General features: G+C 63.4%; 13 protein-coding genes. 5 read left to right on the top strand and 8 right to left on the bottom strand.

Annotation, left to right across the window (positions count from 1 at the left end):
* The first annotated feature begins 26 nt into the window (after window positions 1-26).
* Genes V1292_RS13250 through V1292_RS13265 form a run of 4 tightly spaced genes read left to right on the top strand, consistent with a single transcriptional unit; the run spans window position 27 to window position 4,377 of the window.
* Entirely contained in the window at window positions 27-1,121 is a 1,095-nt protein-coding gene (locus V1292_RS13250) for an alpha/beta hydrolase (RefSeq protein ID WP_334373040.1), read from the top strand.
* A 44-nt stretch (window positions 1,122-1,165) separates the two neighbouring features.
* Window positions 1,166-2,137 carry a Bug family tripartite tricarboxylate transporter substrate binding protein gene (locus V1292_RS13255; protein WP_334373042.1) on the top strand — a complete coding sequence of 324 codons (972 nt, stop codon included), beginning with the start codon at window positions 1,166-1,168 and terminating at the stop codon, window positions 2,135-2,137.
* Between the two features lie 16 nt (window positions 2,138-2,153).
* Window positions 2,154-2,915, top strand: a complete 762-nt coding sequence (locus V1292_RS13260; protein ID WP_334373044.1) for an SDR family NAD(P)-dependent oxidoreductase — start codon at window positions 2,154-2,156, stop codon at window positions 2,913-2,915.
* Between the two features lie 43 nt (window positions 2,916-2,958).
* Window positions 2,959-4,377, top strand: coding sequence for an aldehyde dehydrogenase family protein (locus tag V1292_RS13265; protein WP_334373046.1), 1,419 nt, complete (start codon window positions 2,959-2,961; stop codon window positions 4,375-4,377).
* A 30-nt stretch (window positions 4,378-4,407) separates the two neighbouring features.
* Here the strand turns inward: V1292_RS13265 and V1292_RS13270 are convergent, their stop codons facing one another.
* Window positions 4,408-5,337, bottom strand: a complete 930-nt coding sequence (locus V1292_RS13270) for a GlxA family transcriptional regulator (RefSeq protein WP_334373047.1) — start codon at window positions 5,335-5,337, stop codon at window positions 4,408-4,410.
* Window positions 5,338-5,490: 153 nt separating this feature from the next.
* On the opposite strand from V1292_RS13270, the gene V1292_RS13275 reads away from it, so the two are divergent.
* The gene (locus V1292_RS13275) at window positions 5,491-6,330 is read left to right on the top strand and encodes a dienelactone hydrolase family protein (protein WP_334373048.1); all 840 of its coding nucleotides are present in this window, start codon (window positions 5,491-5,493) and stop codon (window positions 6,328-6,330) included.
* 40 nt (window positions 6,331-6,370) lie between these two features.
* Here the strand turns inward: V1292_RS13275 and V1292_RS13280 are convergent, their stop codons facing one another.
* Genes V1292_RS13280 through V1292_RS13310 form a run of 7 tightly spaced genes read right to left on the bottom strand, consistent with a single transcriptional unit; the run spans window position 6,371 to window position 14,167 of the window.
* A complete protein-coding gene (locus V1292_RS13280) occupies window positions 6,371-6,898 on the bottom strand; it encodes a MarR family winged helix-turn-helix transcriptional regulator (RefSeq protein WP_334373050.1) in 528 nt (175 codons plus the stop codon).
* Between the two features lie 20 nt (window positions 6,899-6,918).
* Window positions 6,919-7,647 carry an SDR family NAD(P)-dependent oxidoreductase gene (locus tag V1292_RS13285; protein ID WP_442895520.1) on the bottom strand — a complete coding sequence of 243 codons (729 nt, stop codon included), beginning with the start codon at window positions 7,645-7,647 and terminating at the stop codon, window positions 6,919-6,921.
* Between the two features lie 12 nt (window positions 7,648-7,659).
* Window positions 7,660-8,172, bottom strand: coding sequence for an aromatic-ring-hydroxylating dioxygenase subunit beta (locus tag V1292_RS13290; protein WP_334373053.1), 513 nt, complete (start codon window positions 8,170-8,172; stop codon window positions 7,660-7,662).
* 1 nt (window position 8,173) lies between these two features.
* A complete protein-coding gene (locus V1292_RS13295) occupies window positions 8,174-9,487 on the bottom strand; it encodes an aromatic ring-hydroxylating dioxygenase subunit alpha (RefSeq protein ID WP_334373055.1) in 1,314 nt (437 codons plus the stop codon).
* An 11-nt stretch (window positions 9,488-9,498) separates the two neighbouring features.
* Entirely contained in the window at window positions 9,499-10,461 is a 963-nt protein-coding gene (locus V1292_RS13300) for a PDR/VanB family oxidoreductase (RefSeq protein ID WP_334373057.1), read from the bottom strand.
* 2 nt (window positions 10,462-10,463) lie between these two features.
* A complete protein-coding gene (locus V1292_RS13305) occupies window positions 10,464-12,008 on the bottom strand; it encodes an indolepyruvate oxidoreductase subunit beta family protein (RefSeq protein WP_334373059.1) in 1,545 nt (514 codons plus the stop codon).
* On the bottom strand, window positions 12,005-14,167 hold the full coding sequence (locus V1292_RS13310) for an indolepyruvate ferredoxin oxidoreductase subunit alpha (RefSeq protein ID WP_334373061.1): 2,163 nt from the start codon (window positions 14,165-14,167) through the stop codon (window positions 12,005-12,007). The genes V1292_RS13305 and V1292_RS13310 overlap by 4 nt, the downstream gene beginning before the upstream one ends.
* Window positions 14,168-14,353 lie beyond the last annotated feature (186 nt).

Here is a 14,353-nt window from a genome sequence, read left to right on the forward strand (position 1 = left end):
CGTGCGCTTAAGGGGAGGAAATTAGCATGGAACGGGTAGATCGCGACGGTGACGCGCTGATGGACCGCATCGTGGCGCGAGCCATGCCATTTATGGCAGCATTGCTGTTCATGGGAGCAAGCCACACGGTAGTCGCGGAAGAGCAGCGCAAGCCGCCGAAGCCGCCGATCATCCTGGAATCGACGGGCGCGTATGAAGTGGGCGGCAAGGTCGTTGCCAAGCCCGGCGATCCCAGCCAGACGCTCTCCTGCGATCATGGTTATGTCGAATACTTCATCCCCGCGAAAAGGCGCAGCGTCGGCCTGATCATGTGGCATAGCTCCAGCACCAAGGTGTGGGAGAACCGTTGGGACGGCGGCGAAGGCTACAAGAGTATCTTTCTGCGCAAGGGCTATCCTGTTTACCTTTGGGACGGCCCGCGCGTCGGCCGCGCGAACTGGAGTTGCGAGCCGATCACCTACACGCCGGATTATTTCGATCAGCGCAACTTTGCCGCCTGGCGCTTCGGTCTGACGTATCTCAATTGGCATCCAGGCCTGCAGTTTCCCACGGCCGACAAGGAAGCCTGGAATCAGGCGACGCGTGCCCGTTACGACGAGTTCGATACGCTCGCGAACGCATTGTTGCAGGCGGAGGCCGGCGGCCAGGCCATCGACAGGATCGGTCCCGTGGTTGCCGTCACCAATTCCGCGGGCGGCTGGCGCGCGCTGTTGTCGGCGCTCAAGGCAAAGAACGACAACTTGAAGGGCATCGTCGCCTACGAAACGCCTGGCTTCGTCTTCCCGGAGGGCGAAGGGCCCGAGCCCAAGCCGGATGCGCCGTACGGCCCCAACTCCGTGCCGCTCGTCGAGTTCAAGAAGCTGACCAAGTTTCCGATCCAGATGGTATTCGGCGATTACACCGAGACGCGTCCGATCTGGGCCGCCTCGGTCAAGGTGGCACGGACCTTCTGCGATATCGTCAATCGTCACGGCGGAGATTGCGAGGTCCTGCTGCTTCCCGATGCGGGTCTGCGCGGCAACACGCACATCGCCTTTGCCGATCTCAACAATGAAGCCGTTGCGGACGAACTGTCCAAATGGCTGGGCCGCAAGGGCCTGGACAAGTTTGCCGAAGAATAAGCGCTGGTGCCCATGCAGCACCTGCGCACAGCTCGGGAGGAAACATGCGTCTGCTCTCTGTCGGCCTCATAGGCCTTGCACTTGCCATTGCGCCATGTCAGCCCGCTGCCGCGCAGGAGTGGCCGAGCCGCCCGGTCACCATGATCGTACCGTTCCCGGCTGGCGCCGCCGTTGACACGTTGGCGCGCGCCGTTGCCCAGGCGCTGAGCGAAGACTTCGGCAAGCAGTTCATCGTCGAAAACCGTGCGGGGGCGGGCGGCAATCTCGGTGGGGCGGCTGTCGCCAAAGCGGTTGCAGATGGCCATACCTGGCTGTTCGGGACACCGGCGCCGATCGCGCTCAACAAGTTCATGTACAAGGGCCTGGCTTACGACTCCGAGCGAGACTTCACGCCGGTTGTGCTCGTCGCCAAATCTCCAATGATCATCACGGCGACGTCAGACTTTCCAGCGAAGACGCTTCCCGACCTGATCGCTTATGCCAAACAGAACCCGGGCAAGGTCAATGTCGGCCATCCCGGCAACGGCACGCTCGGACACATTACCTCGGCGCTGATCCAGCAGTTTGCCGGCGTAGAGATGACGCATGTACCCTATCGTGGGTCCGCGCCGCTGATCACGGACCTCTTGGGCGGACAAGTCAACGTCGCCATGGATTTCATGCCGACTTATCTGCCGCTGATAGCCGATCGCAAGATCCGAGCGCTTGCAGTAACGACAAGCCAGCGTGTCGCGCAACTGCCCGATGTGCCGACCGTGCAGGACGCGGGATTCAAGGGCTTCGAGGCGACCGCATGGTACGCGGTCGTGGCTCCAACCGGTACACCGCCTGAGATCGTGATGAAGGTCAACAAGGCGGTGAATGCCTTTCTGAAGAGTGACAAGGGAAAGACCATCCTCGAACAAAATTCGCTGCAAGGCGTCGGCGGTGCGCCGCAAGACCTCAAGGCGTTTATCGATGGCGAACGCGACAAATGGCGACCGGTGATCGAGGCGGCAAAGATCGCGATGCAGTAAAGCGAGACCGCCATAGATGACTGCTATTGAAATTCCAGCGCTGTCGATCCCGAAGGTTGTCCTCGTCACCGGCGGTAACAGCGGCATCGGCAAGGCGACGGCGGCGCGCCTTGCCGCCATGGGTTCTGCTGTCGTGGTCGGCTACAACAGCCGCCGTTCACTGGCCGAAGAGGTGATCGATGGGCTGCAAGGCAGCCGGCACGTCGCCATGCGGATTGCGATCGACGATCCGACTTCCATCTCCGAGGCCGCGGCGGCCGTGGACAAGCAGTACGGGCGGCTCGATGCGCTGGTTAATTGCGGCGGCGCCACGACGCCCGTGCCCGCCGCTGATCTGGAAGCGCTGACGGACGATATCTTCGACCGGACCGTTACGCTCAACCTGCGGGGACCATTCGCCATGGTTCGCGCCTTCCGTCCCTTGCTGGAGCGCGGCAGCGGGTCAGCGATCGTGAGCATTTCATCCATCGCGGCTCGCACGGGGCTCGGCAGCAGCCTGGCCTATCTGGCTGCAAAGGCGGGTGTCGACGCGCTGACGATCGCGCTCGCGAAAGTGCTTGCGCCGCGGATCCGCGTCTTCTCCGTCTCGCCCGCCGGCGTGGACACGGATTTTGTCCCGGGCCGGAGCCGTGAACAGCTACAGAAAACGGCCGAAAGATTGCCACTGGCCCACGTCACCACGCCCGACGATGTCGCAAGGGCGGTAGTAGCCTGCATCGTCAACCTGACCAGTTCGACGGGAATTGTAGTGCCGGTGGATGAGGGCAGGCACCTGTGACGGAGCAATGACGCCGCTATGCGGACATCATGAAAGGAGAACAATGAAAAAACTGAAATTCTATATCGACGGAGCCTGGGTGGATCCGGCCGCGCCGTCAACGCTTGGAATCGTCAATCCTGCGACGGAGGAGATCTTCGCGCAGATCAGCCTGGGCTCCCCTCCGGATGTGGATCGGGCCGCCAAGGCAGCCCGCCGCGCTTTTGCCACCTATTCCGAAACCAGCGTCGAAGAACGCCTGTCCTGGCTTCAGAAGATCATCGAGGGCCTTAGGGCGCGCCTGAAGGAACTGGCGCGGATGATGACCCTCGAAATGGGCGCGCCCATCACGTTTGCGACGGAGCGTCAGGCCACGGTCGCGCTGTTTCATTTTGAGGAAGCGGCGCGCGTGCTTGCGAACTACAAGTTCGAGGAGCGGATGGGGAACGGGATCATCCGCCGCGAACCGATCGGTGTCTGCGGACTGATCACGCCGTGGAACTGGCCACTGAACCAGGTCGCGTCCAAGGTCGCGCCGGCGCTCGCAACCGGCTGCACGGTCGTCCTGAAACCCAGCGAGATCGCGCCGCTCAGCGCGATGCTGTTCGCAGAGATCGTCGACGCCGCTGGCGTGCCGGCGGGCGTCTTCAATCTCGTCAACGGCGACGGTCCCACCGTGGGCGAGGCGATCGCCGCCCATCACGAGATCGACATGGTGTCGTTCACCGGATCGACGATGGCGGGTGTCAGAGTGGCCAAGCTTGCGGCGCATACGGTCAAGCGCGTCGCGCAGGAACTGGGCGGCAAGTCCGCCAACATCATCCTTGCCGATGCTGATCTGAAAACGGCCGTGATCCAGGGCGTTCACGCCTGTTACACCAACGCCGGCCAGAACTGCCAATCTCCCACGCGCATGCTGATTCCACGCGCGCAGCGGGATGCGGCATTCGAGGCGGCGCGCGAGGCGGTCCACAGTATTCTCCTGGGAGACCCGCTCGACCCCGCATCGACGATGGGGCCGCTGGTGAGCCAGGCGCAGTTTCAGAAAGTTCAGGATCTTATTCAGTCCGGCGTTGATGAGGGGGCGACGCTGGTGGCCGGCGGAACGGGGCGGCCTGCCGAAATCAACCGCGGATACTATGTTCGTCCGACCGTCTTCGGCGACGTGACGCCGCAGATGAAGATTGCGCGTGAGGAGATCTTCGGTCCCGTGCTGTCGATCATGAGCTATGATAGCGAGGAGGAGGCGATCGAAATCGCCAATGACACGCCGTTCGGCTTGGCGGGCTTCGTGCAATCCAGGGACGTGAACCGCGCTCGCATCGTCGTCAACCGCATCCGCGCAGGGCGCGTCTACCTCAACGGTGCTCCTTTCGACCGCAGCCTGCCGTTTGGCGGCTACAAGCAGTCCGGCAATGGGCGCGAATTCGGAATCTTCGGATTTGAGGAATATCTCGAGGTGAAGGCGATACTGGGCCAGTGAGACTGGCGACGTCGCGGGCGAGGGAGACGCTCAAGCGACAGGGCGGAAATGTCCGGGAGGATGTTTCGTATCGCGCCGGATCAGCCGGCGAAGCGTGGAAGGCTCCGCATATCCGACCTGCCGCGCGATCTGCTCGACCGACAGGCGCGTCGTCTCAAGCAGCAAGCGCGCTGTTTCCAGCCTGATCCGCTGCACGAACTGAATTGGTGAAACACCGCAGGTCGCCGCGATTCGCCGGGCAAATGTCCGCGGCGCCAGCGCGACGGCTGCGGACAGCTCCTCGATCGCAAAGTCACGCGCGATGTTGTCGCGCACCCACTTCTCGGCCTTGGCAATCCTCGGGTCCTGGCCTGCTAGATAGGTAATCGCCATGAATGGCGCCTGGGAGCGTCGCTCATCCAGCAGGAGATAATTGGCACAGGCTTTCGCCAGGCCTGGTCCTGCGAACCGGCTGACGATCGCGAGCATCAGGTCCATCTGCGCCATGGCCGCGCCAGCGGTTGCGATCGGCCAATCGGCGACGACCATCTGCTCCGTCATGAGTTCGACTTGGGGATAGCGCTGCTGGAACAGCGGCGCGAGCCACCATGTCGTGGTCGCGCGCCGGCCGTCGAGCAGGCCCGCCTCTGCCAACAAAAAGGTGCTGGCGCAGGACGCAGCGAGCATGGCTCCGGTCGCGTGCGCCCGGGTCATCATGTCGCCCGCGCGCCGGCATGCCGGGCTCATCAACTTCGTCTCTAGCTCGTCTGCCGACGCCGTGCCAAGCCCGGGAACGATGACAAGCTCGATTCCGCGCAGATCGGCGCTGCTTCGGCGGGATCCGCAACGCACCGTCGTCACCTTGAATGGCAGAACGCGTTTCGCAGCGCTGATCCGGTTCGCGGTCGCCAACACGTCGTGAGTGATGGCCGCGCTCGAGGCCATGCACCCCTCGATCTCGACAACCGCCACTTTGGTCATGTCAAAAAATGCCCGATAAATGTCATTTTTGACACTAGCCCGATGGCTCAGAAATCGCAACGATAGTCACGAGGACGGCGTTTGTAGGAATCTGCGGCCGCTGCGCCGCGGCTCCTGCCTGAGCATCCATTGATCGACAAAGGAATTGTGCCGATGCCGAAACGGTCCATGACGCAGGACGATCCGCTCGAGGATTTCGCGCGCCGCGACATCGCGCTCGATGGCGTCACCAAGATCGTCTACGTGACCGGCACGGGGCCGGCTGTCATCGTGATGACGGAGATGCCGGGGATCAGCCCGCATGTCGCGCGATTTGCCCGCTGGGTCCGCGACGCCGGCTTCACCGTCTACATGCCGTCGCTGTTCGGCCGCGACGGTGCCGTTCCAGGCGCGGAGGAGGGCGCTGCGATCTTTCAGCGCGCCTGTGTAAGCGCCGAGTTTCGCGCGTTGTCCTCGAACCAATCCAGTCCGGTGACAAAGTGGCTGCGGTCGCTGGCGCGATTGGCGCATGGCGAGTGCGGCGGTCCCGGCGTCGGCGCTATTGGCATGTGTTTTACGGGAAATTTTGCGCTGTCCATGATGCTCGAACCATCGATGCTGGCGCCGGTGCTTTCGCAGCCGTCGCTGCCGCTGAACGATCCGGCAGGCATCGAAATCACCCCGGACGAAGTCAGGGCCGTCCGCGAACGGCTGGAGCGGGAAGATCTGACGGTGATGGCCTATCGCTTCGCCGGCGACAAGTTCTGCATGGCGCAACGCTTCGCGGCCTATGCGGAAGCGCTTGGCGAGCGGTTCATTGGACGGGTGCTGCCGGATAGCGCAGCGAATACCGATCTCGCGCCATTCTTCGCGCGCCATGTGACCACCCCGCACAGCGTCGTCACCGCGCACCTGATCGACGAGGCCGGCCAGCCGACGATCGCGGCCCGCGATGAGATCCTGGCGTTCTTCAAGCATCGGCTCGCGCCTTCGGGAAGCGGCCCCAGCTCATAGCACTTCAAGCCGCTTGCGGCGCCGCCGTCCGGCATCCGCGTCAGGCGTGCTTGTCGAGGCGGCGCTTGAGCAGGGTCAAATGTTGCAGCAGGTCCGACTGCGCGACCGGCGACAATTCGCCGATCAGGGCGATTACCCATTCCTCGTGCCGGCGTGCCATCCGGCCGAATTCCTTGGCGCCTTCCTGTGACAGGCGCAGGCGGAAGGTGCGGCGATCCTCGGAATCGACTTCACGATGGATAAAGCCGTCGGCTTCCAGCTTCTGCACGAGCGCGGTGATGGCGCCGTTCGAGACCATCAAGAGCTCGGAGACTTCGGACATGGTCGCGCCTGCAGGTTTGCGCGCGAGCTGCGCCAAAAGGTCGAAGCGGGCCAGCGTAGTGTTGAACTCCTTGCGCAGCCGTGCGTTCAGCGCCTTCTCGATCCTTGTGGCGCAGGAAAGCAGGCGCAGCCAGATGCGCAACTCGAGATGCGCGCCATCGGACTCGTGCGTCGGCTCGCCAGGGTGCAGCGGTTGCGTGCGCGCGCCCTTGGGAGATCGAGCCTTTCGTTTGACCGTGGCGTCCATGGCTGGCATCTCACCCCAAGCTAGATGGAAATCGACCCGATGCTGGCTCCGCCGCAGACGTAGAGCGTCTGCCCGGTGATGAAGTCGGCATCCGGTGAGCTGAAGAAACTGACCGCGCGGGCGACGTCGGTGGATTTGCCGAGACGGCCGAGCGGAATCGACTGTGCGAGCTTCTTGGCGCGTTCGGATTCCGGCGACATCACGCTCTCGAACATCTCGGTATCTCCGATCGGGCCCGGCGCGACGACATTGACCGTGATCCCGAACGGCGCAAGCTCGAGCGCCCAGGTCCGTGCCATGCCGATGATGCCGGCCTTGGTGGCCGAATAGACGGTGCGTGTGGCGGCGCCGAGTGCCGCGCGGGAGGATAGCAGTACGATGCGGCCGAAGCGGCCTTTCTTCATGTTGGGTAACGCCGCTTGCGCCAGCGCAATCCCCGCGCCGAAATGGAGCTGCGCCAAAGCGCCGACGTCCCCGTCATCGACCTCTTCCAGCGGCTTGGGCCGAATGGCGCCGGCATTGTGCACGACATGGGTGATCGCAAAATTCGCGGCGATTTCCGTCGCCGCCTGGCGCGTTGCCGTCGCATCGAGCAGGTCGACCTCGCGCGAGGAGAGTTTTGGATGGCTCCAGTCCGGCTTGCGCCGCGACAGCGAGATCACGTCATACCCCTCGGCGAGCAGGCCGCGCGCGATCGCAGCGCCAATGCCGGTATTACCGCCGCTCACGATCGCCGTGTGGTGGACCACGTTCATCCTCCCTCACATGAAGAGCTGGATGTTGCCGAAGGCAGCATCGCAATTGATCAGATCGACACGCTTGAGCTTGATCTTCAGCCTGCCGTTCTCGACGCTGAGATGATGCGTGGCCCAGGCAGCAAAGAGTGTCTGCTCGTCCATGCGGGTCTCGATGTAATGCATCGGGGTCCAGGTGACGTAGTTGTTGGCGGCAGGATCGCGCGAATCCACCTGCGGCGTCTGCAACACATGATGGCAGCGGCTTTTCGGCTTCTGGCTGAACGTCCGCGCGCCCTTGAGCCGTTCGACCCGGATCGAGAGCAACAGCTTGTCTTCATACATCAGCGAACAGGTCAGCCGCGGATCGGTTTGATTCCATTCCAGCGGCATCCAGTAGAAAGCGTCGTCGGCGTAGAGATCGAGCCATTCGTCGAAACGCTGCTGATCGATCAGCCGCGCCTCGCGAACCACGAAGTCGATCAAGTCCTGGTCGGTGGGAATCGCATTCTTCACTTGAGCGTCGGTGACCATGCTCATGTTACATCCCCATCGTCATGAACTTGGTCCAGGCCCGGAACTGGTGGCGCATCGGCCACTCGCTGGTGCCGTTGACCGCTACGTTGGTCTGCCCGGCTTCGTCGGGGCTGTAGAGGCGCTGGAGGTTCACCCACTCATTGCCGTTCGAGTGCAGGCCCTCCTGTGCGCGTTCATACATTTCGAGGTCGTCGTGGCCGACGATCGAGGTCGGCGCGTTGATCAGCCGGTTGTACATCAACGTGCGCTCGAGCAGCATGTCGGGTGCATCGACGAGCTGGAACGTCCAGGATTCGACCAGCGTCTTGTTGGCTGCGATCGGCTTGAAGTGCCGCAACAACTGGATCGGCCCTTTGATCATGATGTTGGGGAAATAGACCGTGTTGTGCCGGTTCTCGCCGAGGATCGCCTTGGCGCGTTCTTCGCCATAGGCCGCTTTCATCTTCTCGAAATAACCGGGCACTGCCGAATAGTCGGAATGGATCGAGTGATGCACGCCGGTGTGGCCGTGGCCGTTGTCCCAGATCCGGATGCCCATGTTCTCGAAGAACTCGTAGGGGCTCATGAAGGGAGCGATGATCTCGACCGCCATCGGCTTCTTGGTGCCGGGCGGCGCCTTCTTCCAGACTTCGACCACGGTCCCGGCGGAGGACTCATGCGCGACCATCGGATGGCAGGTGTCGGTCTGGTTTTCCACCAGCATCTTCCAATTGCAATTGTGCATGTACCGCAGCACGCCGCCGGCGACCTTGAGCTGACCGACCGGCGAGCGGTCGATCATGTTGTCGAAGCTCGATAGACTGTCGCCGAAGAACTCCTCGAAATCGAGGCCGCCGTCATTGATCTTGGCGAACACGAAGCCGCGGTAGTTGCGGACATGGCGGACTGGCGCCATGCCGCTCGCCGCATGGCTCTGCTCAAAACCGGTATTCTCGTAGCCCTTCTTTAGCGGGATAGCGAGCAGCGAGCCGTCGGTTCTGAAGCTCCAGGCATGATAGGGGCAGCGGAAGAACTTTCCGGCATTGCCGCAGGTCTCGGACGTGATGCGCGTGCCCTTATGCGGGCAGCGGTTGTGCAGCACTTTTACCGTCCCGTCGGTGTGGCGGACCAGCAGGATAGGCTGCGTGCCGATCGTGGTGCCGAAATAATCGCCGGGATTGGGGACCTGGCTGTCATGGCCGACATAGACCCAGCTATTCGGGAACATGTGCTCCATCTCAAGCTGGAACACTTCCTCGCTGACATAGACGTCGCGGTGAACTTCCTGGTCGCGGACCAGGTCGCGAATGGCTGCGACATTGCCGGCATATCGGGTCATGCGTTTCTCCCTCACAGGTCGAGCACGAGTCGCTTGGTCTTCGCGCGCGAAATACAGATCTGCATCACCTTGTTCGAGGCCTTCTCGCTGTCGCTCAAGATGTAGTCGCGATGATCGGGAATGCCGGAGATCACCGTGGTCTGGCAGATGCCGCAATCGCCGCGCTTGCAGTCATGCATTGGGTCTTCGCCGGCCTCGATCAGCACGTCGAGGATGGTCCTGCCGGCGGGAATCTCATAGACGCGCCCGCTGCTCCTGAGTTCGACTTCGAAGGCGGAGTCTCCGGACTTCTCTTCGGGCGCGGTGAAGATTTCGAAATGAAGCCGCCCTTGCGGCCAGTTCATCCGCTTCGCCAGCGCGATGGCAGCCTCGATCATCGGCAGCGGTCCGCAGAGATAGAGCGGCACGTCGGGTGCGAGCCCGCTCATCAAGCCCTCGAGGTCGAAGAAGCAGCCGGCTTCGTCGTCGGCGTGGATGGTCGCGCTGGCGCTAGCCAGCCGCTCGATGTCGCCGAGAAAGGCGAGTTCGCTGCGGCTGCGGCCGGCATAATAGAACGAGAACGGCCGCTTCGCCGCGTTCAATTCACAGGCCATCGTGAGCAGCGGCGTCACGCCGATGCCGCCCGCGACAAGTGCCACTTCTCCCGCGCCGGCTCGAAGCGGAAAATTGTTCGCCGGTGGCGAGATTGTCAGGCGATCGCCGGTCTTGAGGCCGTGCATAAAGCTGGAGCCGCCGTGGCTCTTGTTTTCCTGCAGCACGGCGATGCGATAGGCGGTCGGATGTTCGGCCGCGCGCGGCGAGACCGTCTCGATCAGCGAATAGGAGCGACGGCCGACATCAGGCAGGTGGACGTCGATATGCGCGCCGGCGGACCAGCCCGGCATCGGCGCACCACTGACGCGCGTCAGCACGAATTCGCGGATGCGCGAGGTGAGCGCCTCAGCCTTCGACACCACGACTTCGAATTGATCCATCCTCAGGAGTCCTCGAACAGTGTCCCGACGGTTCGCAAGGCGCCGTCGAGTTCGGTTCCATCGGCATCCTTCAGCGCCACCTTGGTCAGCCGCTGTACCCATTCGGCGGCATCTAGCCGGCCGGCCAGACGCTCGGACGCAAGCATGACCTTGTCGAACTTCGATTCACCGCGCGAGTGTGTGTCCGAGTAGCCGCCGACGAGACGGCGAGCCTCACACACGGCGGTCGCAAGCGCCGGATCGCTCCCGGCGAAATTCCGGATGCGTTGCGCCCACTCGTCGAGATGGCGCATCTCGCGCGCGTGCCGCAGCGTGCGCCGGCGGAAGCGCCGCAATCCGGCCACGCCGTACAGCAGCAGGAACGACGACGGCGCGGTGGTGCGCAGTTTACGTCCACGATCGATCAGCCGGGCAAGCCGCTCGCTGCGCTCGACCTTCTTGCCGAGCCGAGGCGGTAAAAGACCTGCCAGTTCCTCGATCCGCGGATGGAAGAACTCGGTGATCGCGAGAACCTGGTCGTCGCCGGCGCGGACCTCGCGGCGGACCCGGTCGAATCTTCCCGCTCGCGTCTTCAGATCGGCCACGCGAATCACGTCGTCATAGGCCATTGCGATCGCGAGATACTTTGCAAACGCCTGTAGCAGGCCGGTCGCCTCGCGCGGCATCGCTTCGAGCCGGTCGAGATATTCACCGCCGTATGCGACGTCCTGATAATCTACCACGCGCTGCAGGCCGGCGGCGACGATGCCATGCACTTCCGGCGGCAACTGCCGCGATCGCGCGACCAGCGCGTCATAGCCGGCGTGGCCGATTGGTTCGAGACGCGGAAAATGTTTTGCGAGCGGCGGCTTTGCCACAGGCTTGATCTTGGGATCCTGCTTGACCATGGCGCCGGCCCGCTCGCGGCCGGCGGTGAAGGCGCGCAGGCTGGCATCGACGCCGACCCCCGCGGCCCGGATCGTGGCTTCAAAATCCTCGGTGGCAAAGGGCAGAGCGCCGGAGCCCGCAAGCGCGCCGAACAGTACCGCAGAAACCACGCTGCCGGTGGCGTCGGCGATCTCGGCCATGTCGAACGCGATGAAGCGGTTGGCAGCAACGTTTGCCGCCTCGTAGACCTGCGCCGCGTCGGCAGTGCCGTCGCCGGGCGCGGTCTTCTCGCTCACGGCCAATGAGCGGTGCGAAGAGCCAATCAACAGTGTGCGGTCGGGCGAGACCAACCCGCGCAGAATGGCGCGGCCAGCTTCCATCAATTCGGCGCCGATCACGATATCGACCTTGCCCGGCGCGGGCATCAACGACAGGACGGGATGGCGGTCGGGCTTGCTCGTGTCAGGCGCGATCATCTCGATGTAATAGATCGTGGCACCGGTGCGCTGGGCGACGCCGGGCACCGATGTCGATTGCGCGAACCAGCCGCGCCGCTCGGCCAATGCGACAATCCAGTCGACCAAGACGCCGCCGCCCTGACCGCCCATCGCGAGCACCGCGACGGTGATCGGGCGAGCCTGACTAAGTGCGATGGAGGAGGGCGCGACCGAGACGTTCATGCCGCCTCCTGCTCAAACGTGACGCGGCGTCCGGCGCGCCAGCGCTGCAAAACGCCGATCATTCGCTGCCAGAGGCGGTCGAGCCGCGTTTCGAACGAGGTCGGATTGGAAACGATGTCGGCGCGATAGAACGAGGGACACAAGACAGCCGCGTCCGCGACCTCGCCGCAATGGCCGCAGCCGACGCAACTATTGTCAACGGCGGCGACTGGATTGTCCTTCAGGGGATCGCTGGTTGGCTTCACCGACAGCGAGGGGCAGCCGGACAGGCGGATGCATGCGTGGTCGCCGGAACATACATCCTCATCGACACCGAAGCGCTCGCGCACGATGCGCTCGCCGCGCTTGGCGGCGGCGGCCACCAGCGGCTTCACGCGCCGCTGCTTGTTCAGCATGCATTCCGACGAGGCGACGATGATCTTCGGCCCTTTCTCCTCCGTCGTCAGCGCCTCGCGCAGCGTGTCGCGCATGCGCGTGACATCGTAAGTGCGGTCGATCTGGCGCACCCATTTGGCGCCGACACCCTTCGCCGCCTCGACGATCGGGTGCTTGGTCGAACGCGAACGATTATCGGCGCGCGAGGAGGGGATGTCCTGGCCACCGGTCGCGGCGGAATAGTAATTGTCGACAACGACGATCACGCCGTCGTGCTGGTTGAAGACGGCGTTGCCGACGCCGCTGGTCAACCCGTTGTGCCAGAAGCCGCCGTCGCCCATCATCGAGATCGGCCGCTTGCCCGCAGGCACATTGAAGGCGGAGGCCGAGGCCGGGCCCAGCCCGTAACCCATGGTGGTAGCGCCGATATTGAACGGCGGCAGGATCGAGAACAGGTGACAGCCGATATCGGCGGCGATGTGATGCGGTCCGAGTTCCTTCTCAACCAGCTTCATTGCGGAAAAAATCGGCCGCTCCGGACAGCCGGTGCAGAAGCCCGGCGGACGGGGTGGCACCACATCGGCGAGCACGCGGATTTTCTCATCTACCTCAGTGCGGTCGATGTTCGGTGCGCGCGCGGCATCCGACAAGGCATCCGGGCGCCAGCGGCGGATGAAGGCCCCGATCGCTTCGCCCATGACTTGTGCCGTATATTCGCCGGCCATCGGGAACAGGTCCTTGCCGTGCAGCTTGGCCGGGATGTCGGCATTGCGCAGGATCTTGTGCAGCGCCTGCTCGATGAACTCGGGCTGTCCCTCCTCGACCATCAGCACCGCTTTCTTGCCGCGGCAGAAGTCGATCACCTCGCGGTCGACGATCGGGTAGGTCACGTTCATCACATAGATCGGTACGCGCGTCTCGCCCCAGATGTCGGCAAGCCCGGCCTCGCGCAGCGCCGTGATGACGCCGTTGTACATGCCGCCCTGCATGATGATGCCGATATCGTCGATGTCGCCGTCGAAGGTCTCGTTCATGCCGCGGGCGTGGATGAACTCAACCGCCGCGGGCCAGCGATGCTCGACCTTCTCCTTCTCGTGCAGGAACGAGGCCGGCGGCAGCACGATGCGGTTGGTGTCGCGCGACGGCTGATCCAGCGCGCGGGACAGCGGAAAAGCGGGGCGGACATTGTCGCGGGTGGCGAAGCGCCCATGCACATGGCAGGCGCGTATCCGCACCTCCAGCATCACTGGCGTATTCGACGCCTCGGACAGCTCGAAGGAATCGTGCACGGCCTTGACGATCGACGCCACGTTGGGCCGCGGATCGACCAGCCAGAGTTGCGACTTCATTGCAAACGCGTGCGAACGCTCCTGCATGATGGAGGAGCCTTCGCCGTAATCCTCGCCGATGATGATCAGCGCACCGCCGGTCACGCCGCCCGAGGAGAGGTTGGCGAGCGCGTCGGACGCGACATTGATGCCGACCGGCGCCTTGAAGGTGACCGCGCCACGGACCGGATACATCACGGAGGCAGCCAGCGTTGCTGCGGCGGTGGCCTCGCTGGCGCTGGATTCGAAGTGCACGCCGAGATCGGAAAGAATGTCCTGCGCGTCCGACAGCACATCCATCAGGTGCGAGATCGGCGCGCCCTGGTAACCGGCGACATAACTGACGCCGCATTCGAGCAGTGCTTTGGTAATGGCGAGGATGCCTTCGCCGCGAAATTCCTGACCGGCGCCGAGCTTCAGGTCTTCCACCTCGCGCGCGAAAGAGCGTTCTGCCATGCTCGCCTCCTGAGGGCTCGCCCGGAACTCCGGATGACCGAATATAATTTTAGACATCAAACAAAAATGATGTCAATCGAACCCGCGAGTTCTGAGGCTGCAAAACGCTTCACGCGCATTTGAGCGCAGTTTCTAGCCTGTTTCATAGGCTTCATGCACACGCGCCGGGCTTCCGATCGGCGGGCC

Source organism: Bradyrhizobium sp. AZCC 1719, from assembly GCF_036924525.1.
Classification (GTDB): Bacteria; Pseudomonadota; Alphaproteobacteria; order Rhizobiales; family Xanthobacteraceae; genus Bradyrhizobium.

Bases quoted from the DNA above. Each gene is read 5' to 3' on its own strand.
- V1292_RS13250 (WP_334373040.1), top strand. From the start codon at position 27: ATGGAACGGGTAGATCGCGACGGTGACGCGCTGATGGACCGCATCGTG.
- V1292_RS13255 (WP_334373042.1), top strand. From the start codon at position 1,166: ATGCGTCTGCTCTCTGTCGGCCTCATAGGCCTTGCACTTGCCATTGCG.
- V1292_RS13260 (WP_334373044.1), top strand. From the start codon at position 2,154: ATGACTGCTATTGAAATTCCAGCGCTGTCGATCCCGAAGGTTGTCCTC.
- V1292_RS13265 (WP_334373046.1), top strand. From the start codon at position 2,959: ATGAAAAAACTGAAATTCTATATCGACGGAGCCTGGGTGGATCCGGCC.
- V1292_RS13270 (WP_334373047.1), bottom strand. From the start codon at position 5,337: ATGACCAAAGTGGCGGTTGTCGAGATCGAGGGGTGCATGGCCTCGAGC.
- V1292_RS13275 (WP_334373048.1), top strand. From the start codon at position 5,491: ATGCCGAAACGGTCCATGACGCAGGACGATCCGCTCGAGGATTTCGCG.
- V1292_RS13280 (WP_334373050.1), bottom strand. From the start codon at position 6,898: ATGGACGCCACGGTCAAACGAAAGGCTCGATCTCCCAAGGGCGCGCGC.
- V1292_RS13290 (WP_334373053.1), bottom strand. From the start codon at position 8,172: ATGAGCATGGTCACCGACGCTCAAGTGAAGAATGCGATTCCCACCGAC.
- V1292_RS13295 (WP_334373055.1), bottom strand. From the start codon at position 9,487: ATGACCCGATATGCCGGCAATGTCGCAGCCATTCGCGACCTGGTCCGC.
- V1292_RS13300 (WP_334373057.1), bottom strand. From the start codon at position 10,461: ATGGATCAATTCGAAGTCGTGGTGTCGAAGGCTGAGGCGCTCACCTCG.
- V1292_RS13305 (WP_334373059.1), bottom strand. From the start codon at position 12,008: ATGAACGTCTCGGTCGCGCCCTCCTCCATCGCACTTAGTCAGGCTCGC.
- V1292_RS13310 (WP_334373061.1), bottom strand. From the start codon at position 14,167: ATGGCAGAACGCTCTTTCGCGCGCGAGGTGGAAGACCTGAAGCTCGGC.